The sequence below is a fragment of the Pectobacterium carotovorum genome (genome assembly GCF_033898505.1).
GTDB classification, from domain to species: Bacteria; Pseudomonadota; Gammaproteobacteria; order Enterobacterales; family Enterobacteriaceae; genus Pectobacterium; species Pectobacterium carotovorum_J.
The window spans coordinates 1,567,705-1,590,790 of the sequence record NZ_JAXAFK010000001.1 but is presented as its reverse complement, the minus strand read 5'-3'; the positions used below and the strand labels follow the sequence as shown (position 1 = coordinate 1,590,790).

Sequence of the window (23,086 nt, the reverse complement as noted above, 5' to 3'; positions counted from 1 at the left end):
AAAACAGCAGTCTACGGCGATCCTAAGATCGCCTGTTTAAACAAACCGTTAACTATCTGGAATAAAACGCGGTAAATCTAGCTATTTTTCAGCGTGACGGCTTTTTTCTGCTCATGAGAAAGCAGCCCCAGTTCGATCAGTTCCATCACCTGAATGGCCTGATGCACGCTAACGGGGTTTTCTCCTTTACCGAGCAGCGCATCGCGTACGGCGGCATAGTAAGCCGGATAGTTGCCCGGAATCGTGGCGACCGTTTGCTCCGCCGTGATGCCATCACGAGACAGCGTCAGCACGCCATCACGCTTATCCTGTCCCCAATCGGCCAGCGGTGGACGTTCACCCGCTTTCAGACGATCTTCCTGCGGGTCGAGCCCGTATTTTACAAAGCTGCCGCGCGTGCCGTGCACGGTATAACGTGCAGAAGCCGCCGCCGCCAGCATGCTGGCGTGCAGAACCACCCGGCGCTGTGGGTAAATCAGCGTCGCATGGAAATAATCCGTTGCCTTACTCCCCGGTCTCAGTTGCGCCATGTCCACCTGAATCGCCACCGGCAAACCAAACAGCTCTAATGCCTGATCAAGCAAGTGCGGCCCCAGATCGTACCAGATCCCGCTGCCTTCGCTGCCGTCTTCACGCCAGCGCTGGCGAACTTCAGGGCGGAAGCGATCGAAATGTGATTCCATGTACACCACATTCCCTAACGTTCCCGCTGACAGCAGCTGTTTCAGCGTCAGAAAATCGCTGTCCCAACGGCGGTTATGGAAAACAGAAAGCATTTTTCCGACACGGTCGGCGATGGCACCCAAGTCGTATGCTTGTGACAACGTCACCGTAAAAGGCTTATCGACGACGACATGTTTGCCCGCTTCCAGAGCCTGTTTCGCTAGCGGGAAGTGCGTGTCATTGGGGGTAGGAATAACAATGAGGTCAATATCGGGATCGTTAAATAACGCCTGAGGGTCTTTCTCTACTCGCAGATTTGCCCAATCCGCATGCACTTTTTCAGCACTGCTGCTGGACACAGCCACCAGCTCCATACCTGCCGTACCTGCAATCAACGGCGCGTGGAATGTCTTACTGGCATAGCCGTAGCCCAGCAGTCCAACACGAACGGTCTCACTCATGACGATTCCCCTTAACTTATTTTGACTTTGTGATTTCTCACTCAGTATATACCCGTCATCCGCCAGATTGCAGAGAGGGATAATAGTCAGGGGAATCTGATTCGTTAGCCGCCTACGGCATTGGGCATCCGCTCTCCCCACGCTACAGGCAACGTTTTGGCTGCCGGATAGTTGATTTCACTGCTGCGACGGCGGAAATCACTGGGGCTGACGCCGACTCGCTTACGGAACACGCGTGAGAAATAAAGCTGGTCGTCATACCCCACCACGCGGCCAATGTTGGCGATAGATTCCTGCGTTGTCTGCAATAACAGCTTGGCGCGGATGACACGCTGATCTTCACGCCAGCGCAAAATATTAATGCCCACCTGTTCACGGAACAGATGCGCCAGCCGCGACGGCGACAGACAAACGTGCCGTGCGACTTCGTCAATACGCAGCTCTCCGGCCAGATTGCTGGTAATAAACTGGCAGGCTTCTATCACGCGCGGATCCATGATCTTCTGCGGGCTCTGCGGATCTTCTTCCATCGCGCGGAGCAACAGGCGTTCCAGCAGATTCATGCCCAACTCTTCTGAAAAACGACGCCCGGAACGCTGCGTCTGCTCTATATTGGCAAACAGCCTGTCGAACTCCAGTAGTAACTGGTTATTCGGCAGGCTCATGCGGCCAATGCCGCTGCTTTTGGTATGCCATTCCAGCCAGTCGGCCCAGTAGGCACGCGGGCGAAAATAGACCCAGCGGTGATACCAGCAGTCACTGCTCGGTGAACGACCATAGAAATGCTTCGATTTCGGCGGGAACAGCAGCAGATCGCCAGGATTGCAGAAAAAGGTCTCATCGCCATCAAAGACCTGGCCCTGTCCTTTCATGGTGAGATTAATGATGTAGCCTTTCATACCATCGGGGCGATCGATAAAGAAGTCGAGCGGTCCTTCTGCCAAAATCGGCGTCAGACCTGCCACGAGGTAAGCGTTGAACGAATATCCCGGCAGCAGCGGATTAGGCTGAGATTCATGCGCCATACGGTGATACATCGAGCCTCCGGTACACGCTAGTTATGAGAGAAAGCGGCAGGCTCTGACCTGCCGCACAGGCATTTATACCGTTTTCTTCGCCAGCTGTTTGTAGCGGTCGAAGATAACCGCCGCCAGCAGAATCAGACCGCGCACCACATACTGGGCAAACGGCGAGATATTCAGCAGGTTCATCGCGTTCTCCACCGTACCCAAAATCAGTACGCCGGCCACCACGTAAGAAATTTTACCGATCCCGCCCTTCAGCGACACCCCCCCCAGCACACAGGCAGAAATCACGATCAGCTCATATCCGATGGAGGTCATCGGCTGGCCGCTGGTCATGCGCGAGGCCAAAATGATCCCCGCAGCGGCTGACACCAGGCCGGACAAAGCGAAAATGATGATCTTGGTACGCACCACCGGTACCCCGGCTAGACGCGCCGCTTCTTCATTGCCCCCAATCGCCAGCGTATTGCGGCCAAACGTGGTTTTGTTCAGCAGCAGCCCAAACAGAATCATGCAGCCGATAGTGATCCAGATTGGCGCAGGTAAGCCCAGCCAGTTGGCATAGCCCAGCGCGAAGAAACGCTCATCTTCAATCCCTACCGCTTTACCATCGGAAATGATGTACGCCAGACCACGTGCAATCTGCATCGTCGCCAGCGTGGTGATCAGCGCGTTGATCTTCAAACGGGCAATCACAAACCCGTTGAGCAAACCGAACACCACGCCCAGCAGCAGCCCGGCACTCACCCCGATCCACAGGCTCTCGCTGATATTGATCACCACTGCCGTGGCCACCCCGGCGCAGGCAATAATGGAGGCCACCGACAGGTCGAAATCGCCAGAAGCCAGACAGAACAGCATCCCGCAGGCCACCATGCCGGACATGGAGATCGCCAGCCCCAGCCCTTTCATATTGATAAACGTCGCGAAATTCGGGACAAATATCGCACAGCCAAGAAACAGCACGGCAAAAACCACCAGCATGCCGTAGTTATCCCAAATGCGGGATAACCCCGAACTGCCGTTCTTCTTCTCTGAGGTTGCAGACGTAACCGTTGACATTATTTTGCTCCTTCGCGGTCAGGCAACCGCAGATTCGATATCGGGGGTTCGTAACATAGCCAGACTGAGCACCTTCTGCTCCGTGGCATCGGCATGCAGCAGTTCGCCGGAAATCGCCCCTTCGCGCATGACGATAATCCGGTCGGCTAGCCCAAGCACTTCTGGTAAATCGCTGGAGGCAAACAGCACCGCGATCCCCTGATTCGCCAGTTCATAGATGACATGATAAATTTCGTGCTTCGCGCCAACGTCAATGCCGCGCGTGGGTTCATCGAGCAAAATGACCTTCATCTCTTCGGACAGCCAGCGGCCAAGAATGGCTTTCTGCTGGTTTCCGCCGGAAAGATTCATAATCAGCTGTTCATCGGACGGCGTTTTGATATTCAGCGCCGCAATCCGTTCCGAGGCGTTATCCGCCTCCCACTGATTATTAATAATAAAACCGGCTTTCAGGCTCTTACGTCTTGCGCTGATATTGATGTTGTCACGCACCGAGTGGACAGGAATGATACCGTCCGCTTTACGATCTTCTGGGCAGAGCATCACGCCCTGGCGAATCGCGTCGATGGGGGAATTCACCACCAGCGGCTTGCCATCCAGCAGCACCTGACCGCCAGTGATTTTGGTCGCGCCAAACAGCCCTTTCATCAGTTCGCTGCGGCCAGCGCCTACCAGACCAAATAGCCCGACAATTTCCCCCTGCTTCACGTTCAGGGACACGGTGGATTTCACGCCCGGCGCTTTCACGTCTTTCAGCGTCAAACGCGCTTCGCCGTGCGGACGCGGCGCATAGCCATAGATATCCCCCAGGTTACGCCCTACCATCGCCTGTACCAGCGACTCATGGTTCACCTGCTGCATATCGTCAAACGTGCGCACATAGCGACCATCTTTAAATACGGTAATGGCATCGCTCAGCGCAAAAATTTCTTCCATTCGGTGCGAAACGTACAAAATGACCCGGCCTTCGCTGCGCAATTCCGTAATCACGCGAAAAAGCTGCTCGATCTCACGGGCAGACAGCGAACTGGTCGGTTCATCAAAAGCAATAATTTTGGCGTTGCGGGCCAACGCCTTGGCGATTTCCACCATCTGCCATTGCCCGATAGACAGGTATTTCAGCGGGGTATCAGGATCGATATCCAGTCCCAGATGCTGTAGCTGGAGCTTGGCTTCATAGCGCAGTATCGAATAGTTCACCATGCCGTATTTATGCGGCAGTTGCCCCAGATAGATGTTCTCGGCGACCGTCATTTCCGGCACCAGGTGCAGTTCCTGATAAATGATGGCAACACCCGCATTCAGGGCGTCCATCGTGTTAGCAAACTGCACAGGTTTGCCCTGAATATGGATTTCACCCGCTGACGGTGAATAGTTGCCGCTCAGGATCTTTAACAGCGTTGATTTGCCCGCCCCGTTTTCCCCCATCAATGCATGGATCTGGCCGGCATGGCAGGAAAAACTGATATCCGAAAGCGCCTTAACACCGGGAAATTCTTTACCAATCCCATGAAACGACAAATAGGGTGACTGTGCTGTCATGTCTGTTTCCTCATAACGATGCAGGTAGAGCGCGGATAACTTCGATCAGGATAACGTCGACCAGCGTCATGCCGATCGGCGTTATCCGCGTCTTGACGAAATCAGGCGTGATTACATCAGGCCTTTTTTCTCCAGTTCGACCTTAAAGTTGTCACGAGTGATCAGCACCACGTCGGTCACTTCGGTGAATTTCTCCGGCTCTACACCTTTGGTGACCCAGTCGTTCAGCATCTGGATACTCTTGTAACCGTGAATATCCGGGCTCGGCAGCAGTGAACCAAAGAAGCCAGTCGCCTGACCTTTGGACAGCTCGCTGACCGCATCCACGCCGTTGATACCGATACCAATCACGTTTTCGGCTTTAAAGCCCTGACCTTCCGTCGCACGCACGCCACCCAGTACGGTATTGTCGTTCATGCCGATAATCAGCCAGTTTTTCACACCGGGGTGCTGAACCAGCATGGAGTTAGCGGCATCAAACGCACCGGGGATATCGTTAGATTTGGTCGGCACCTGATAGATCTGTTTTTCTGGGAAACCCGCCGCCTTCAGCGCATCCATAGAACCAGAGGTACGGCGACGCGCGGTGTCCAGTTCGTTCGCGGTAATCGCCATCACGGCCGTTTCATCCACTTTCCAGCCGCGTTTGTTCATTTCTTTATACAGTTCCTGCCCCTGACGCTCACCAATCTTGGTGGCCGCCATCATCACCAGCGGCACCGTATCCATCGGCTGGCCTTTGGCGTTCACGAACTGATCGTCAACCGCGATCACTTTCAGATCGTAGCTGCGCGCTTTTGCCATAATGGCAGGCCCCAACTTCGGATCGGGCGTACAGATAACGAAACCTTTTGCTCCACTGGCCGCCAGGCTGTCAATCGCGTTCAGGGTCTTTTCCCCATCGGGAACCGCAATTTTTATCACATCAAAACCGAGATCTTTTCCTGCTTTATCAGCGAACTTCCATTCGGTCTGGAACCAGGGCTCTTCCGGCTGTTTAACCAGAAATCCCAGCTTTAAGTTCTCCGCCATAGCTGATTGTGACATAACCGCAGCCAACCCGATTGCTGCCAGCGCCTTAGTGAATTTATGCATGATGTTCTCCGGTGTAATTATCTTTTCATTCGCCAGCAACGCCGAAACGCGTTCACGTTGTGGGTAAGGTATTTCCGGTCTGGATAAAGGAAAAACACAGACTTAGCGCAATCCTTTACTCAGTAGCATTCAGACGCTTTATGTTTTAGTCGTTATTTCCGGTCCGAATATAGAGCTTTATCACATCCCGGAACAATGACAGGTTTGTGCATACATTTAGCAATTTTAACCAATCATTAACCTTTGACGAGCTTCACAAAATGGCTGCTGGCGACAGAAAAATACATACTTCCAGCTAACCGCTCCTAACCGCCTCTTCCTGTCCCTGCCTATCGTAAACACCAACGATCTGGGATTAATGAGGAGCAAAGCATGAGTGCGGGCGCTATTACGATTGGCCTCGACTTCGGCAGTGATTCGGTACGCGCCTTAGCCGTTGACTGCCAAAGCGGGCAAGAGTTGGAAACAGAAGTGGTCTACTACCCCCGCTGGCGCGAGGGTAAATATTGTCAGCCTGCCAACAACCAGTTCCGACACCATCCGCTGGACTACATCGAATCGCTGGAACAGGCGATTAAGGTGGTGGTTTCCCGCCTGACGAACGAACAGCGGCAACACATCATCGGCATCGGCGTGGATTCGACCGGGTCTACTCCCGCACCGATTGATGAACAAGGTCAGATCCTCGCGCTACGCCCCGAATTTGCCGACAACCCCAATGCGATGTTCGTGCTGTGGAAAGACCACACGGCAATAGAGGAAGCCGAAGCCATCAATACGCTGTGCCGGAGCGGCCAATTTCCGGATTACACCCGTTATATTGGCGGCGTTTACTCGTCCGAATGGTTCTGGGCCAAAATCCTGCATGTCTCGCGTGAAGATGCCTCGGTGCGTCAGGCGGCCGTCTCCTGGATAGAACTGTGCGACTGGGTGCCCGCCCTGCTTTCCGGCACGCAGGCACCTGCCGATATCCGCCGTGGTCGATGCAGTGCCGGGCATAAATCACTCTGGCACCCAAGCTGGGGAGGACTGCCGCCGAAAGACTTCCTGCACGCGCTCGATCCCTGCCTGACAGAGAAATTACAGTACCCGCTGTTTACCGATACCTGGACCGCCGAACAGCCGGTCGGCACCATCACCGCCGAGTGGGCACAGCGGCTCGGTATTCCCGAGACCGTTATTCTGGCTGGCGGCGCGTTTGACTGCCATGTCGGCACCGTCGGCGCAGGCGCACAGCCTTATACGCTGGTTAAAGTGATTGGCACCTCCACCTGCGACATTCTGATCGCCGACGACGCGCGCATTGCCGATCGCACCATCGCCGGTATTTGCGGGCAGGTCGACGGCAGTGTTGTTCCCGGCTATATCGGCCTCGAAGCCGGGCAGTCCGCCTTCGGAGACATGTACGCCTGGTTTGGGCGGCTGTTGGGCTGGTCGTTACAGGAAGCGGCGAAAGACTATGCCGAACAAGGTCATCCTGAACTCAAAACGTCATTACAGGCGATGGAAGCCACACTGCTGGAACGGCTTACCCGCAGTTGGGCGGAAAATCCCACGCTGGATCACCTGCCTGTCGTGCTGGACTGGTTTAACGGCCGCCGAACGCCGTTCGCCAATCAGCGCCTAAAAGGCGTGATTACCGATCTCAATCTGGGTACCGATGCCCCCACGCTGTTCGGCGGCTTTATTGCGGCGACGGCCTTTGGCGCGCGCGCGATTATGGAATGCTTTGAAGATCAGGGCGTTCCCGTCGAGAACGTGCTGGCGCTGGGCGGCATCGCGCGGAAATCCCCCGTCATCATGCAGGTCTGTACCGATGTGATGAATCGTCCTTTGCAGATCGTCGCTTCCGATCAGTGCTGCGCGCTCGGCGCGGCAATCTTTGCCGCCGTCGCCGCCGGCGTTCACGGCGATATCCCAACAGCACAGCAGCATATGGCCAGCGGCATCGAACGCACCTTAATGCCAGACAGCCAGCGCGTTGCCCGTTATCAGCAGCTTTATGCGCGCTATCAGCAGTGGTGCCGCCTCGCGGAACCCGCCTATAGCCCAACGTCTACGGCAAAAAACTAATTTTATCCCTCTGGGATCACGTTACAGGAGTCATCATGGATCATTTTAAGCAGCTTGAAGTCTGGTTTGTCATCGGTAGCCAGCACCTCTACGGACCGGAAACATTACGTCAGGTAAAAGAGAACGCGGAAAAGGTCGTCGCCGGGTTGAATCAACAGGCCAACCTGCCGGTTAAGCTGGTGCTGAAGCCGCTGGTGAAAACACCGGATGAAATTCTGGCGCTGTGTCGCGATGCCAACTATCAGGATAACTGTATCGGCCTGCTGACCTGGCTGCATACGTTCTCTCCCGCCAAAATGTGGATTGGCGGCCTGAGCGTACTCAGTAAACCGCTGCTGCAATTCCACACCCAGTTCAATGCCGAAGTGCCGTGGGACACCATGGACATGGATTTTATGAACCTGAACCAGACCGCGCACGGCGGACGTGAATTTGGCTTTATCGGCGCCCGGATGCGGCAGGCGCATCAGGTGGTCGTCGGCCATTGGCAGGATAAAAATGCCCATACCCGTATCGGGAAATGGATGCGGGTTGCTGCCGCCATTCAGGAAAGCAAACAGCTGAAGGTCGCGCGTTTTGGCGACAACATGCGTGAAGTCGCCGTTACCGAAGGCGATAAAGTCGGTGCGCAGATCCAGTTTGGTTATTCCGTCAGCGCCTGGGGACTGGGTGACTTAACCGCCGTGGTTGATGCGGTATCCAAAGGCGATATCAATGCGCTGGTCGACGAATACGAAGCCAGCTACCTGTTGACCGATGCGGTGAAGCTCAACGGCGCTAACCGCCAGAATTTGCTGGATGCGGCACAGATCGAACTCGGGATGAAGCGCTTTCTGGAACAAGGCGGCTATCATGCGTTCACTACCGATTTTGAAAACCTGTACGGTTTGAAACAGCTACCGGGGCTGGCAGTACAGCGTCTGATGCAACAGGGCTATGGGTTCGGTGGCGAAGGCGACTGGAAAACCGCCGCGCTGCTGCGCATCATGAAAGTGATGGCCGGTGGTTTGTCGGGCGGGACGTCCTTCATGGAGGACTACACCTATAACTTCCAGAACGGTAACGATCTGGTCGTCGGTTCCCACATGCTGGAAGTCTGCCCCACCATTGCGAAAGAGCAGAAGCCGATTCTGGATGCGCAATACCTTGGCATTGGCGGAAAAGCTGCCCCTGCCCGCCTGATTTTCTCCACGCCAGCCGGGCCGTCGCTCAACGCCAGCGTGATCGACATGGGCGACCGTTTCAGAATGCTGGTTAATCTGGTCGATACGATCGAACAGCCGCGCCCGCTGCCGAAATTGCCGGTTGCCCGCGCCATCTGGAAAGCGCAGCCATCGCTGGAAGTCGCGGCTGAAGCCTGGATTCTGGCCGGCGGTGCGCACCACACCGTCTTTAGTCAGGCATTGGATCTCGAGCACATGCGGCTCTACGCCGAAATGCAGAACATTGAACTACTGGTGATCGACAACGAAACCCGACTCCACGAATTCAAAGATGCCCTGCGCTGGAACGAGGTGTACTACAAACTTTGTAGCCGCTAGACGCAAATATCAGGGGCAGATTCCCGCACAATCTGCCCCTTTATAGGCATCCGCCATCCCCCCCTCTGATTCGCCATCATTCTGTCGTCCGTCGTTGCCCGAAACACCCTGGTATTTTCTGTCAATTCGTTATTTTTCATTTTCATTTGTTTGTTGTTGAAAAATAAGCGTACTTTATTACATCGCCCTCTAGACAGGCTTTCTCGCTTGCATATACTTAGTCATCTCAACCACATAACTATTAGACCAATCACCATGACCGTTCATGACTATTTGCTCAAATTCAGGAAAGTCAGCTCAACAGAAAGTCTGGAAAAACTCTTTGATCACCTCAATTATTCTCTGACAGATAGTCAGGAAATCATCAACATGTATCGTGCTGCGGATCATCGGCGGGCTGAACTGGCATCCGGCGGGCGCTTATTCGATATCGGCTGCGTGCCAAAATCCGTCTGGCATCACGTCTTGTAGTGGTTAGCAATCAATATCGTTGTTAGCAACAAAAAAGCATAATTATGCAATAATTTCCTTCCGGGCTATTGCTCAGAACGCGCCTTGCGTGACGGTCTGACAGCCCGGAGTTTCTCTTATTCAGAGACGCTGACCTTTCTCCCTTTGCTGGAGACGTCGATAACCCTACTTTGGGTATGTTGTCGAAAACCCGACAATGCCTGATAATAGTCCGGTTTTGTTTTGTAGGCACCGTAATGACCGAATACGCATTGCTCTTTGTTAGCATCCTTCTGGTAAATAATTTCGTCTTAGTGAAGTTTCTTGGGCTGTGCCCCTTTATGGGCGTGTCCAAAAAGCTTGAGACGGCGATTGGCATGGGAATGGCGACCACGTTCGTGATGACGCTGGGCTCCATGTTTTCCTGGCTGATCAACGAATTTATTCTCGTTCCGCTCGATATTCTCTATTTACGCACCATGGCGTTTATTCTGGTGCTCGCCGTGGTGGTGCAGTTCTCCGAGATGTTCGTGCGCAAAGTCAGCCCTGAGCTGTACCGCCTGCTGGGGATTTTCCTGCCGCTGATTACCACCAACTGTGCCGTGCTTGGCGTCGTCCTGCTTAACATCAATCTGTCGCACGGTTTTCTGCAATCGACGATTTATGGCTTCGGCGGCGCTGCGGGCTTCTCGCTGGTGATGGTGCTTTTTGCCGCCATTCGGGAACGCCTCGCCGTGTCGGATATTCCTGCGCCGTTCCGCGGTTCGTCTATCGCGCTGATCACCGCTGGCCTCATGTCGCTGGCGTTTATGGGCTTTACCGGACTGGTGAAATTCTGATGAGCGCAATCTGGATTGCCATTGCGGCATTAAGCGCACTCGCGCTGGCATTCGGTTTGGTGCTCGGCTACGCCTCCCGTCGGTTTGAAGTTGAAAACGATCCGATTGTGGAAGAAGTGGAAGCTATGCTGCCACAAAGTCAGTGTGGCCAGTGCGGCTACCCTGGCTGTCGGCCTTACGCCGAAGCGGTTGCACTGAATGGTGAAAGTATTAATAAATGCGGCCCCGGCGGCGAAGCGATGATGTTGAAGCTGGCTGAAAAGCTCAACGTCGATCCGCAGCCGCTGGAAGGCGATGCCGACATTCAAGCACCTGCACGCCACGTTGCCTGGATTGACGAAAGCAACTGCATCGGCTGCACCAAGTGCATTCAAGCCTGCCCGGTTGATGCCATCATCGGCAGTACCAAAGCGGTACACACCGTCGTCAGCGATTTATGCACTGGCTGCGACCTCTGCGTCTCCCCTTGCCCGACGGACTGTATCGAATTACGTCCTATCGCGCCGACTCCCGCTAACTGGAAATGGGATCTCGATACGATTCCAGTACGCGTTATTCAAGTAGAACGACATGCTTAAGCTGTTTTCCGCCTTTAAAAAAGACAGGATCTGGGATTTCGACGGAGGCATTCATCCGCCAGAAATGAAGACGCAGTCCAGCCGGACGCCACTGCGTCATATTCCGCTGCCAGAACAGTTCATTATTCCTCTCAAACAGCATCTTGGACCGGAAGGTGAGATCTGCGTCAGCGTCGGCGATAAAGTCCTGCGCGGCCAGCCGCTGACGCGAGGAAGAGGCCGCACGTTACCCGTTCACGCACCGACGTCAGGAACGGTGAACGCGATCCGCCAGCACACAACGGCGCATCCTTCTGGCTTGTCAGAACTCAGCATCATCATCGTCCCGGATGGTGAAGATCGCTGGTGCGAACGCCAGACCTTGACGGATTATCGCGCACAGAGCACCGATACCCTACTTGCCCACCTGCATCAGGCAGGCATCGCGGGGCTGGGCGGCGCGGGGTTCCCTACCGCCGCCAAGTTACAAGGCGGGATGCGCGGGATTGAAACCCTGATCATCAATGGCGCAGAGTGTGAGCCCTATATCACCGCCGACGATCGGCTCATGCAGGAGTGCGCCGACGAGATTATTCAGGGCGTCGATATTCTGTCGTTCTTGTTGCAGCCGAAACGTATTCTGATTGGGATCGAAGATAACAAACCGGAAGCCATCGCCGCCCTGCGGCTGGCCTTGGGTAAACGTAGCGATATGCAGCTGCGCGTTATCCCAACCAAGTATCCGTCAGGCGGTGCCAAGCAGCTCACCAAGATTCTGACCGGCAAAGAAGTCCCGTTCGGGAAACATTCCGCCGCGATCGGCGTGTTAATGCAAAACGTCGGTACGGCCTTCGCCATCAAACGTGCCGTGATCGACGGCGAACCGCTCACCGAGCGTGTGGTGACGCTAACCGGTGAAGCCCTGCGTCAGCCCGGTAACGTGTGGGCGCGTCTGGGGACGCCAGTACGCCACCTGCTCAAACAGGGTGGCTTCCATGTCAACAAGCAGCCGATGGTGGTGATGGGCGGTCCGCTGATGGGCTTTACCCTGCCATCTCTGGATGTGCCGATCGTCAAAATCAGTAACTGCCTGCTGGCGCCGTCGCATGCGGAAATGGAGCCGGTCGCCGAAGAGCAATCCTGTATTCGCTGTAGTAAATGTGCTGACGCCTGCCCGGCAGGACTCTTACCACAGCAGCTTTACTGGTTCAGCCGTGGGCAGGAACACGAAAAAGCCCGCAATCACCATCTGTTTGACTGCATCGAATGTGGAGCCTGCGCTTACGTCTGCCCCAGCAATATTCCGCTGGTACAGTACTATCGTCAGGAAAAAGCCGAAATTCGGGCAATCGACGAAGACGCACAGCGTGCCGCACAGGCTAAAGTGCGCTTTGATGCTAAACAGGCGCGTCTGGAGCGAGAAAAAGCCGCGCGCGAACTGCGCCACAAACAGGCAGCGGCCGGTGTATCCACTAGCGATAAAGATGCTGTCCAAGCAGCGCTGGAACGCGTACGCCGCAAACAAACCGCAGAAACTGAGATCGGTGTGCCAATCGAGGTAATCCCCGATGCACAGCCGGATAACAGCGCCGCCATCGCCGCACGGGCTGCCCGCAAAGCACAGGCACGTGAAAAACAGTTGCGTGAAGAACGGGCGCAGCAGGAAACGCCAACTGCCAATGTTCCAACTGCCGAGCTTGACCCACGCAAAGCTGCGGTAGCCGCCGCACTTGCGCGCGTTAAAGCACGTAAGGCAGCCCAGCAGACTGACATCAGCACAGGGAGCGCGGAAGACGTGACGGCTCCCGTTGTTTCCAGCGTGGTGGCAGAGCCTGTCGTGGCTGTTGAAACACAAGAGCCGGAAGATCCGCGCAAGGCCGCCGTGGCAGCCGCTATCGCTCGCGTTAAAGCCCGTAAAGCCGCACAGCAGACGGCGACAAACGTCGAAGCATCCGTTTCATCGATTGCACCTGACGTAGTTGCAGAACCTGTTGCGGCTGTTGAAACACAAGAGCAGGACGATCCGCGCAAGGCTGCCGTGGCCGCCGCTATCGCTCGCGTTAAAGCCCGTAAGGCTGCACAACAGACCGCGACAAATGCTGAAGTACCCGTTTCATCCGTTGCTCCTGACGTCGCTGCTGAGCCTGTCGCGGCCGTTGAAACACAAGAGCCGGACGATCCACGCAAGGCTGCCGTGGCCGCCGCTATCGCTCGCGTTAAAGCCCGTAAAGCCGCGCAGGCATCGTCATATCAAGAGGAATAAATGGCTTTTAGAATTGCGAGTTCACCGTTCACACATAACCAGCAGCGCACACAGCGCATTATGCTGTTGGTCATTCTGGCCTGTCTGCCTGGCATGCTGGCGCAGACCTATTTCTTTGGCTACGGCAACCTGATTCAGGTCGGACTGGCGTCGGCCACTGCGCTCATCGCGGAAGGTGTGACACTGTCACTCAGAAAGTTCGCCGTGCGTACGACACTGGCTGACAATTCCGCACTATTGACTGCAGTGCTGCTCGGCATCAGCCTGCCGCCGCTTGCCCCCTGGTGGATGGTAGTCATGGCAACCGTCTTCGCCATTATTATCGCCAAACAGCTGTATGGCGGGCTGGGACAAAACCCCTTTAATCCCGCGATGATTGGCTATGTGGTACTGCTGATCTCTTTCCCGGTTCAGATGACGAGCTGGCTACCACCTGTGCCGCTGCAAACCATTTCCGTCGGTTTCCATGATGCGCTCGTCATCATCTTTACCGGACACACGCCTGACGGACACACCATGCAGCAGTTGATGCACAACGTGGACGGTGTCAGTCAGGCAACCCCGCTGGATACGTTTAAAACCAGCCTGCGCTCCGGCCAAACGCCGCAGGACATTCTGCAACAGCCGATGTTTGCGCAATCGCTGTCTGGCATTGGCTGGCAGTGGGTGAATATCGGTTTTCTCATCGGCGGGCTGTTTTTACTGATGCGCGGCACCATTCGCTGGCATATTCCAGTCAGTTTCCTGCTTTCGCTGATGTTCTGCGCGTCACTCAGTTGGGTTATCGCACCGGAGAAATTCGCTCCGCCGATGCTGCATCTACTGTCCGGCGCTACCATGCTCGGTGCCTTTTTCATTGCCACCGATCCCGTTACCGCCTCGACGACAAACCGTGGCCGTCTGATTTTTGGGGCGCTGATTGGGTTACTCGTCTGGTTAATTCGGACCTACGGCGGCTACCCGGACGGCGTCGCGTTTGCCGTTCTGCTGGCGAATATCACCGTGCCGCTGATTGACTATTACACCAAGCCACGTGCTTACGGCCACCATCGCTGAGGAGACGACAATGATAACAACAATGCGTCGCCACGCGACAACACTGGCCCTGTTTGCCGCGTTCACTACCGCCGTCACTGCCGTGGTGAACATGCTGACGGAACCCACGATCTCGCATCAGGCGATGCTACAGCAAAAAATGTTGTTAGATCAGGTGGTTCCCGCCGAGTTATACAATAGTGACATTCAAAAGGAGTGTTACGTTGTCACTAACCCAGCATTAGGATCGTCAGCGCCACATCGCGTGTTCATCGCTCGCCAGGATGGAGAGCCCGTTGCTGCCGCACTGGAAAGTACCGCGCCGGATGGCTATTCTGGTGCCATTCGGTTGCTGGTTGGTGCCGATTTTCATGGCAAGGTACTCGGCGTTCGTGTAACCGAGCACCATGAAACGCCGGGACTGGGTGATAAAATTGAAGTACGAATCTCTGACTGGATCACCCGATTCAGCGGACAAACGGTACAGGGCGAGCAGGATGCTCGCTGGGCAGTGAAGAAAGAAGGCGGAATGTTTGACCAATTTACCGGCGCCACCATTACGCCACGCGCCGTCATTAATAGCGTAAAACGCAGCGCCCTTTACCTGCAAACGCTGCCATCACAAATCAACACGCTGTCCGCCTGTGGGGAGAACCAATGAGTCAAACCAAAGCGCTTTTCATTGAAGGGTTATGGAAAAACAACTCGGCACTGGTTCAATTGCTGGGTCTCTGCCCTCTGCTGGCCGTGTCATCAACCGCAACTAACGCCTTGGGACTCGGGCTGGCAACCACGCTGGTTCTCACCTGTACCAACATGGCCGTCTCCGCGCTGCGTCGCTGGGTACCAGCAGAAATCCGAATTCCCATTTACGTTATGATCATTGCCTCGGTGGTCAGCACCGTGCAGATGTTGATCAACGCCTATGCCTACGGTTTATATCAATCGCTGGGGATCTTTATTCCGCTGATCGTGACAAATTGTATCGTCATCGGCCGTGCAGAAGCCTTCGCTTCCAAGAATGCCGTCTTCCCCTCCGCTATTGACGGCCTGGCAATGGGGCTGGGAGCGACCAGCGCACTAGTGGTGCTTGGTTCTTTACGTGAAATTCTGGGTAACGGCACGCTATTCGACGGCGCGGATTTGCTGTTGGGTAGCTGGGCAAAAGCTCTCCGCATCGAGGTTGTACACCTTGATTCCCCGTTCCTGCTGGCCATGCTGCCACCGGGTGCGTTTATCGGTCTGGGGCTATTGCTGGCTGCGAAATATTTGATCGATGAGAAAATGAAACAACGCCGGGCCCGTGCCGCTGTCACCGAAGGGAAAACGGCGCCGACAACAGGCACCGTAGGGGAATCGCTGTGAACAAAGCCAAACGGATCGAGATTTTAACGCGGTTGCGTGCCAACAATCCCCATCCAACAACGGAGTTAAATTTCAGCACACCGTTTGAGCTGCTCATCGCCGTTCTGCTTTCTGCACAGGCAACTGATGTCAGCGTCAACAAAGCAACGGCAAAACTTTATCCCGTCGCGAATACGCCGGAAGCCATACTTGAGCTCGGCGTAGACGGCGTGAAAGACTACATCAAGACCATCGGCCTGTTTAACAGCAAAGCGGAGAACGTCATCAAAACCTGCCGTCTGTTGCTGGAAAAGCATCAGGGCCAGGTTCCTGAAGATCGCGCGGCGCTGGAAGCCTTACCCGGCGTCGGGCGAAAAACGGCAAATGTGGTTCTGAATACCGCGTTTGGCTGGCCGACCATTGCCGTTGATACCCACATCTTTCGCGTCAGCAACCGTACAGGATTTGCGCCGGGTAAAAATGTTGAACAGGTCGAGGAAAAACTGCTGAAAGTCGTTCCTGCAGAATTTAAAGTCGACTGCCATCACTGGTTAATCCTGCATGGTCGTTACACCTGCATCGCACGCAAACCACGCTGTGGCTCCTGCCTGATTGAAGATTTGTGCGAATTTGGCGAGAAGATCGACACCTAATCTATTAGGGTCTGGTGGAATCCTATTCACCAGACCGCCAGTCCTATGATTCCACGTTCTGCTTTATCCTGCTCTCTTTCCACCAGAATAAGTTACGCGCCCCTTGCTCCCCACGCCCCAGATCCTCACAACCTTTTCTAATGCATCCTCGATCAAAAAACCTGTATAAAAACACACATAACCACTATTTAAGGCTAATAAGTTATTTTTAATAGAAAATTTAGTGATTGAATGTCACTTGATGTGATTATTTCCACATTCATCTTGTTGTGTGCATTTGATGGATTTTTATACTCACTGCATATTTAATGATATGCAAAAGATTAAACCGCATATTCATTCATAGTTAATGATATTGTCTTGATTTTAACTAAAAGGCAGATTATATCCCTTTTTGAAAAAATAAATACGACAAACCGAGATAATAGTTTGATGGAAAAGCAAGATATGAAATTAAACTCTGCATAACATTTGATTTATAGTTTTATCCAGCCATCAAACCCACTTGTAACAAAACATGTCAAAAAGCTTGCCTGTCCGTAAAATAACGTCAATATAACGCCGTTTTTCCTCCCCATAACAATGAAAAGAGGTCGCAGTTTCACTGTCTCACTCTTGTTATTTTCTCGTTAAAAAAAACGAGATATGTAAAATCAGAGGTCTTTGTGTCAACAGCAAACAACAACAGCGAATCCACCGAAAGCGTCAGCATGAACGCTTTCAAACAACCAAAAGCGTTTTATCTCATCTTTAGCATTGAGCTATGGGAGCGTTTTGGTTACTACGGCCTGCAAGGCATCATGGCCGTTTATCTGGTCAAAATGCTGGGCATGTCCGAAACCGACTCCATCACCCTCTTCTCCTCATTCAGCGCGCTGGTATACGGTTTTGTCGCCATTGGCGGCTGGCTGGGTGATAAAGTCCTCGGTACCAAACGTGTGATCGTGCTGGGTGCTATCGTGCTGGCGATCGGTTACACCATGATTGCCTATTCAGGCCACAGCGTGGCGTGGGTTTATATCGGTATGGCAACCATTGCCGTCGGTAACGGATTGTTTAAAGCCAATCCGTCAGCCCTGTTGTCTACCTGCTATGCGAAGGACGATCCGCGTTTGGATGGTGCCTTCACCATGTACTACATGGCAGTGAACATCGGCTCCTTCTTCTCTATGCTGGCGACACCGGTGCTTGCAGCTAACTATGGCTGGAGCGTTGCCTTCTCCCTGAGCGTAGTCGGTATGATTCTGACGCTGGTTAACTTCATGTTCTGCCGCAAGTGGGTTAGCACACAAGGTTCTCAGCCAGATTTCCAACCAATCAACCTGAAAAAACTGGTCATTACCCTCGCGGGTATCGTTGTGCTGGTCGCGATCTCCACCTGGCTGCTGCACAATCAGGGCGTTGCCCGTTGGATTCTGACCATCATTTCCCTGGCCGTTGTCGCCATCTTCATCAAAGAGATGCTGGCGGTGAGCGGTGCTGAACGCCGGAAAATGATCGTTGCGCTTCTGCTCATGCTGGAAGCCGTGGTCTTCTTTGTGTTGTACAACCAGATGCCAACATCGCTGAACTTCTTTGCGATTCGCAACGTCGAGCACGCCATTTTAGGTTTTGCCTTTGAGCCGGAGCAGTATCAGGCGCTCAACCCGTTCTGGATCATGGTTGCCAGCCCGATTCTGGCTGCGGTTTACAACAAAATGGGCGACCAACTGCCGATGGCACACAAGTTTGCGATTGGTATGGTGCTGTGCTCCGGTGCGTTCCTGGTGCTGCCGTGGGGTGCCAGCATGGCAAACGAACAGGGTATCGTGTCCGTCAACTGGCTGATCCTCTGCTATGGCCTGCAAAGTATCGGGGAGTTAATGATTTCCGGTCTGGGTCTGGCGATGGTCGCTCAACTGGTGCCACAGCGCCTGATGGGCTTCATCATGGGGGCCTGGTTCCTGACATCAGCTGGTGCCGCCATTATCGCAGGCTATGTCGCTAATATGATGGCCGTGCCTGAGAACGTCGTAGACCCGCATGTATCCCTTGAGGTTTACAGCAATGTCTTCATGCAGATTGGTATCGTTACAGGCATCATCGCCGTTCTGATGCTGCTGACCGCGCCGAAACTGACGCGCATGACGCAGGATGTCGCCACCGACGTTCCTGCGGACGCCGCCACTACGACAGCATCCGCCTGATAACCAGCCTGAGCCCCTCACACCGATGAGTGTGTGAGGAGTGATGAGCAAAGCGTTTGAATGATAAAAAGCCAGACAATGTCTGGCTTTTTTACGTTGGTGACCCGTCCTGAATGACGTTTACTTCACTGGCAGCGTGACGTCCTTGAACATCGCTTCTATTTCATCATTTGAACGCAGCGCAACGGCAGTATCGACGACATCACGCGTTAAATGCGGAGCAAAGCGCTGGATAAAGTCGTACATGTAGCTACGCAGGAACGTGCTGCGGCGGAAGCCGATTTTCGTCGTGCTGTAGCTGAAGATGCTGTTCGCGTTGATGGTCACCAGATCGGTTTCCGTTTGCGGATCGACCGCCATATTGGCAATCACCCCTACACCCAGCCCTAAACGCACGTAGGTTTTAATCACATCGGCATCCGTGGCGGTAAAGACGATACGCGGCGTCAGCCCCGCACGGTTAAACGCGGTATCCAGCTCGGAACGCCCCGTAAAACCAAAGGTATAGGTAACGATGGGATAAGCGGCCAGCTCTTCAATGGAGATGTCTGTTTTGGAGGCCAGCGGGTGATCGGGTTTTACCACTACCGCGCGGTTCCAGTGGTAGCACGGCAGCATGATTAGATCGTCGTACAGGTGGAGCGCTTCGGTCGCAATAGCAAAATCCGCAGAGCCTTTCGCGACGGCCTCTGCAATCTGCGTCGGCGAGCCTTGATGCATGTGCAGCGACACGCGAGGATAGCGATCGATGAAGCCTTTGATGACGCTTGGCAGCGCATAGCGCGCCTGCGTATGCGTGGTCGCCACGTACAGCGACCCTTTATCGGGATAGGTATGCTCTCCGGCAACCGCTTTGATGGCATCGACTTTCGACAACACTTCACGCGCAATGCGGATGACTTCCTGTCCGGCTGGTGTCACCTGTGTCAGGTGTTTTCCACTACGGGCAAATATCTGAATGCCCAACTCATCCTCCAGCATGCGGACCTGTTTACTGATCCCCGGCTGGGAGGTGTACAACCCTTCTGCGGTAGAAGACACATTCAGGTTGTGATTAACAACTTCAACAATATAACGAAGCTGTTGTAGTTTCATAATTTATCCCATTCCCAATTGAAGTGTGCGCGTGGCATCTCACGACGTTCTGGCGACGTTCCGTTTTATTGACCTTGACTACGCCTTAACCACCTGGCGCATATTTCCATCAATTAATGTCATTTAATCATAAAAATTATTTTTATATAACCATTTTTACATAGCGAAACGATAAAGAACGCAGTGCGTGCGATTATCACCGAGGTAAACCGCATGATTCTCTATCACGGATCAACAATCCTCATGCTACCGCAGGACAATCTTCATACATCTGTTTTATCTGGAGATTTTCTGCGATCGAAAAAGCCAGCCTTACGGCTGGCTTGATATCGCTATTTCTCGCGCATAACCCGGTTACACGCAGGGTGACAGAAAGAGGTTATTTCTTCCCTTCAACCCATTTGCCATCGATGTAAAACGCTGACCAGCCAGTTGCCTTGCCATCTTTTTCTGACGAGACATATTGCTGTTTGGTCTTACGGCTGAAACGCACCTGCGCCTTATTGCCATCTTTATCAACCACCGGAGCTTCCGCCAAATAGCGCAGCTTTTCCGGCAAGCGATCTTTGAAGCGCACCAGTTCTTCTACCAATGGTGCCCGCGTCTCACGCGATTTCGGGAACGTATTAGCCGCGAGGAAAACGCCTGCCGCCCCGTCACGCAGGACGAAATAGGCGTCGGACTTCTCACAAGGCAACTCAGGCAACGGCACCGGATCTTCCTTCGGCGGCGCAACCTCACCATTACGCAGGATCTTACGCGTATTCCCACAACTCTCGTTGGTACACGCCATGTATTTACCGAAACGTCCCATTTTGAGATGCATTTCGGAACCACACTTCTCGCACTCAACAATTGGGCCATCATAGCCTTTGATGCGGAACTCGCCGGTTTCGATCTCATACCCGTCACAGGCTGGGTTATTACCACAAACGTGCAGCTTACGCTGATTATCAATCAGGTAGCTGTCCATCGCCGTACCACATTTTTCACAGCGGCGGCGGGCGCGCAGCGCGTTGGTTTCAGCATCATCGCCTTCCAACACGTTCAGCACTTCGTTTTCTGGGATCAGGTTGATCGTGGTTTTGCAGCGCTCTTTCGGCGGCAGAGCGTAGCCGGAACAGCCCAGGAACACTCCCGTACTGGCGGTACGAATCCCCATTTGGCGGGAACAGGTTGGGCAGTCAATGCTGGTCAACACCATCGCATTAGGGCGCATGCCGCCTTCTTCAGGATCCTGCTCGGCCTTTTCCAACTGCTGGCTGAATTCGTTGAAGAACTCATCCAGCACGGCTTTCCATTCCGCCTGATTATTGGCGACCTGATCGAGACGACTTTCCATCCGCGCGGTGAAATCGTAGTTCATCAATTCGCGGAAGTTTTCTTCCAGTCGATCGGTAACGATTTCGCCCATCTTCTCGGCGTAGAAACGGCGGTTCTCTACACGAACGTAGCCGCGATCCTGAATGGTTGAAATAATAGACGCGTAGGTAGACGGACGGCCAATGCCACGCTTTTCCAGCTCTTTAACCAGTGAGGCATCGCTGTAACGTGCCGGTGGCTTAGTGAAGTGTTGCCCTGGCAGCAGCTTCTGTAGCGACAGTGCCTCGCCCACCGCCACGGTTGGCAACGTGCGATCTTCATCATTTTTACGCAGCGCAGGCATGACTTTCGTCCAGCCATCGAAACGCAGCGTACGGCCTTTCGCACGCAGTTGATAATCTGCGGCTTCCACGATTAACGTGGTGGAATCGTATTGCGCAGGCGTCATTTGACAGGCGACGAACTGACGCCAAATCAACTGATACAGCTTCTGTGCATCGGCTTCCATATCTTTCAGGCTGTCGGCCAGCACGCCAACATCGGAAGGACGAATCGCTTCGTGCGCTTCCTGAGAGTTTTCTTTACTGCTGTAAAGGTTCGCGGATTCGGGCAGATAGCGCTTGCCGAATTCTTCGCCAATATAGCCACGCACCATCGTCAAGGCATCCTGACTGAGGTTCGTTGAGTCGGTACGCATGTAAGTAATGTAGCCCGCTTCATACAGACGCTGCGCCATCATCATGGTTTTTTTCACGCCAAAGCCAAGGCGTGTACTGGCAGCCTGTTGCAGCGTTGAGGTGATGAACGGCGCGCCCGGCTTACTGCTGGTCGGCTTATCTTCACGATCGGCAACCTTATAGCGGGCGTTTTCAAGCAGGCTAACCGCCGCCTGTGTTTGCTCTTTATTAACTGGTTTAAACGGTTTGCCGTTATGGTGCGTCACCTGCATTTGCAGTTGAATATCGCTGCCTGCCAGCAAATCGGCGTGCAGTTCCCAATATTCTTCTGGCACGAACGCTTTGATTTCGCGTTCGCGATCGACAATCAGGCGCACCGCAACCGACTGCACGCGTCCAGCGGACAAGCCGCGGGCGATTTTTTTCCACAGCAGCGGGGATACCATGTAACCCACCACGCGATCCATAAACCGACGCGCCTGCTGTGCATTAACGCGGTCAATATTCAACGTGTCTGGTTTTTCAAATGCCTGTTTGATGGCATTTTTCGTGATTTCGTTAAACACCACGCGGCTGAAACGCTCATCTTCACCACCAATGATTTCCCGCAGGTGCCAGGCAATGGCTTCCCCTTCGCGGTCAAGGTCGGTTGCGAGATAGATGTGGTCGGCATTTTCCGCCAGCGTTTTTAATTCGGAGACGACCTTCTCCTTACCCGGCAGTATTTCGTAGTTGGCTTTCCAGCCATGATAAGGGTCGACGCCCATACGATTAACCAGCGCGGATTTCTCATCCTTTTTGACTTTCTTTTTCGTTTTATCTTTAGTTGAGTCCGCGCTCTTTTTACTGACTGAGCCACTCGTCGGCAAATCGCGTACATGACCCACGCTGGATTTCACCACGTAGTCATTGCCTAAATACTTATTGATCGTTTTGGCTTTTGCCGGGGACTCGACGATAACGAGAGCTTTACCCATATGTACTATTACCTGCTGAATTCTTCTGAAAATCAGATATTTTTCGGGGCATCCAGAGCGGATTCTACTGACTGCGCAAAATCCCACACTCTACCTGATAAATACTGCCACGCAACCTAATTAGCATGGAAATCCTGTTTTATCCGCTTCCTGCCATACTCAATATCGGCAGGTAAGCCACTAAAATGTAGTCTATTTGCATCATAATCTACCCTTTACGCTGAA

At 53.7% G+C, this 23,086-nt stretch carries 18 protein-coding genes; 11 read left to right on the top strand and 7 right to left on the bottom strand.

What is annotated here, in order from left to right; genetic code table 11:
- Positions 1 to 77: 77 nt before the first annotated feature.
- The 5 genes from R9X49_RS07115 to R9X49_RS07095 form a co-directional block, all read right to left on the bottom strand.
- Positions 78 to 1,124, bottom strand: a complete 1,047-nt coding sequence (locus R9X49_RS07115) for an oxidoreductase (protein WP_319847734.1) — start codon at positions 1,122 to 1,124, stop codon at positions 78 to 80.
- A gap of 104 nt (positions 1,125 to 1,228) precedes the next feature.
- Positions 1,229 to 2,161: an arabinose operon transcriptional regulator AraC gene (gene araC, locus R9X49_RS07110; protein ID WP_263059614.1), complete on the bottom strand. Its 933-nt coding sequence runs from the start codon at positions 2,159 to 2,161 to the stop codon at positions 1,229 to 1,231.
- Positions 2,162 to 2,224: 63 nt separating this feature from the next.
- A complete protein-coding gene (gene araH, locus R9X49_RS07105) occupies positions 2,225 to 3,211 on the bottom strand; it encodes an L-arabinose ABC transporter permease AraH (protein WP_413775876.1) in 987 nt (328 codons plus the stop codon).
- An 18-nt stretch (positions 3,212 to 3,229) separates the two neighbouring features.
- A complete protein-coding gene (gene araG / locus R9X49_RS07100; protein ID WP_319847733.1) occupies positions 3,230 to 4,753 on the bottom strand; it encodes an L-arabinose ABC transporter ATP-binding protein AraG in 1,524 nt (507 codons plus the stop codon).
- Positions 4,754 to 4,864: 111 nt separating this feature from the next.
- A complete protein-coding gene (locus tag R9X49_RS07095; protein ID WP_015840263.1) occupies positions 4,865 to 5,848 on the bottom strand; it encodes an arabinose ABC transporter substrate-binding protein in 984 nt (327 codons plus the stop codon).
- A gap of 372 nt (positions 5,849 to 6,220) precedes the next feature.
- On the opposite strand from R9X49_RS07095, the gene R9X49_RS07090 reads away from it, so the two are divergent.
- The 11 genes from R9X49_RS07090 (at position 6,221) to dtpA (ending at position 18,789) form a co-directional block, all read left to right on the top strand.
- A complete protein-coding gene (locus R9X49_RS07090; RefSeq protein WP_319847732.1) occupies positions 6,221 to 7,921 on the top strand; it encodes a ribulokinase in 1,701 nt (566 codons plus the stop codon).
- Positions 7,922 to 7,956: 35 nt separating this feature from the next.
- Positions 7,957 to 9,462, top strand: coding sequence for an L-arabinose isomerase (gene araA / locus R9X49_RS07085; RefSeq protein ID WP_319847731.1), 1,506 nt, complete (start codon positions 7,957 to 7,959; stop codon positions 9,460 to 9,462).
- Between the two features lie 255 nt (positions 9,463 to 9,717).
- Positions 9,718 to 9,933 (top strand): transcription modulator YdgT, encoded by a 216-nt coding sequence (gene ydgT, locus R9X49_RS07080; RefSeq protein WP_129711257.1) that lies wholly within the window; start codon positions 9,718 to 9,720, stop codon positions 9,931 to 9,933.
- A 236-nt stretch (positions 9,934 to 10,169) separates the two neighbouring features.
- Positions 10,170 to 10,751, top strand: a complete 582-nt coding sequence (rsxA, locus tag R9X49_RS07075; protein WP_011093834.1) for an electron transport complex subunit RsxA — start codon at positions 10,170 to 10,172, stop codon at positions 10,749 to 10,751.
- Positions 10,751 to 11,329, top strand: a complete 579-nt coding sequence (gene rsxB / locus R9X49_RS07070) for an electron transport complex subunit RsxB (protein WP_319847730.1) — start codon at positions 10,751 to 10,753, stop codon at positions 11,327 to 11,329. Before rsxA ends, rsxB begins: the two co-directional genes overlap by 1 nt.
- Positions 11,322 to 13,571 (top strand): electron transport complex subunit RsxC, encoded by a 2,250-nt coding sequence (rsxC, locus tag R9X49_RS07065; RefSeq protein WP_319847729.1) that lies wholly within the window; start codon positions 11,322 to 11,324, stop codon positions 13,569 to 13,571. Before rsxB ends, rsxC begins: the two co-directional genes overlap by 8 nt.
- Positions 13,572 to 14,627 (top strand): electron transport complex subunit RsxD, encoded by a 1,056-nt coding sequence (rsxD, locus tag R9X49_RS07060; RefSeq protein WP_319847728.1) that lies wholly within the window; start codon positions 13,572 to 13,574, stop codon positions 14,625 to 14,627.
- A gap of 10 nt (positions 14,628 to 14,637) precedes the next feature.
- Entirely contained in the window at positions 14,638 to 15,267 is a 630-nt protein-coding gene (rsxG, locus tag R9X49_RS07055; RefSeq protein WP_319847727.1) for an electron transport complex subunit RsxG, read from the top strand.
- A complete protein-coding gene (locus tag R9X49_RS07050; protein WP_319847726.1) occupies positions 15,264 to 15,971 on the top strand; it encodes an electron transport complex subunit E in 708 nt (235 codons plus the stop codon). Before rsxG ends, R9X49_RS07050 begins: the two co-directional genes overlap by 4 nt.
- Positions 15,968 to 16,603 carry an endonuclease III gene (gene nth / locus R9X49_RS07045; RefSeq protein ID WP_319847725.1) on the top strand — a complete coding sequence of 212 codons (636 nt, stop codon included), beginning with the start codon at positions 15,968 to 15,970 and terminating at the stop codon, positions 16,601 to 16,603. Before R9X49_RS07050 ends, nth begins: the two co-directional genes overlap by 4 nt.
- A 665-nt stretch (positions 16,604 to 17,268) precedes the next feature.
- Positions 17,269 to 18,789: a dipeptide/tripeptide permease DtpA gene (gene dtpA / locus R9X49_RS07040; protein WP_319847724.1), complete on the top strand. Its 1,521-nt coding sequence runs from the start codon at positions 17,269 to 17,271 to the stop codon at positions 18,787 to 18,789.
- A 120-nt stretch (positions 18,790 to 18,909) separates the two neighbouring features.
- Here dtpA and cysB read toward each other — a convergent pair whose 3' ends face one another.
- Positions 18,910 to 19,884: an HTH-type transcriptional regulator CysB gene (cysB, locus tag R9X49_RS07035; protein ID WP_015840250.1), complete on the bottom strand. Its 975-nt coding sequence runs from the start codon at positions 19,882 to 19,884 to the stop codon at positions 18,910 to 18,912.
- A 379-nt stretch (positions 19,885 to 20,263) separates the two neighbouring features.
- Positions 20,264 to 22,861 carry a type I DNA topoisomerase gene (gene topA, locus R9X49_RS07030; protein ID WP_319847723.1) on the bottom strand — a complete coding sequence of 866 codons (2,598 nt, stop codon included), beginning with the start codon at positions 22,859 to 22,861 and terminating at the stop codon, positions 20,264 to 20,266.
- Positions 22,862 to 23,086 lie beyond the last annotated feature (225 nt).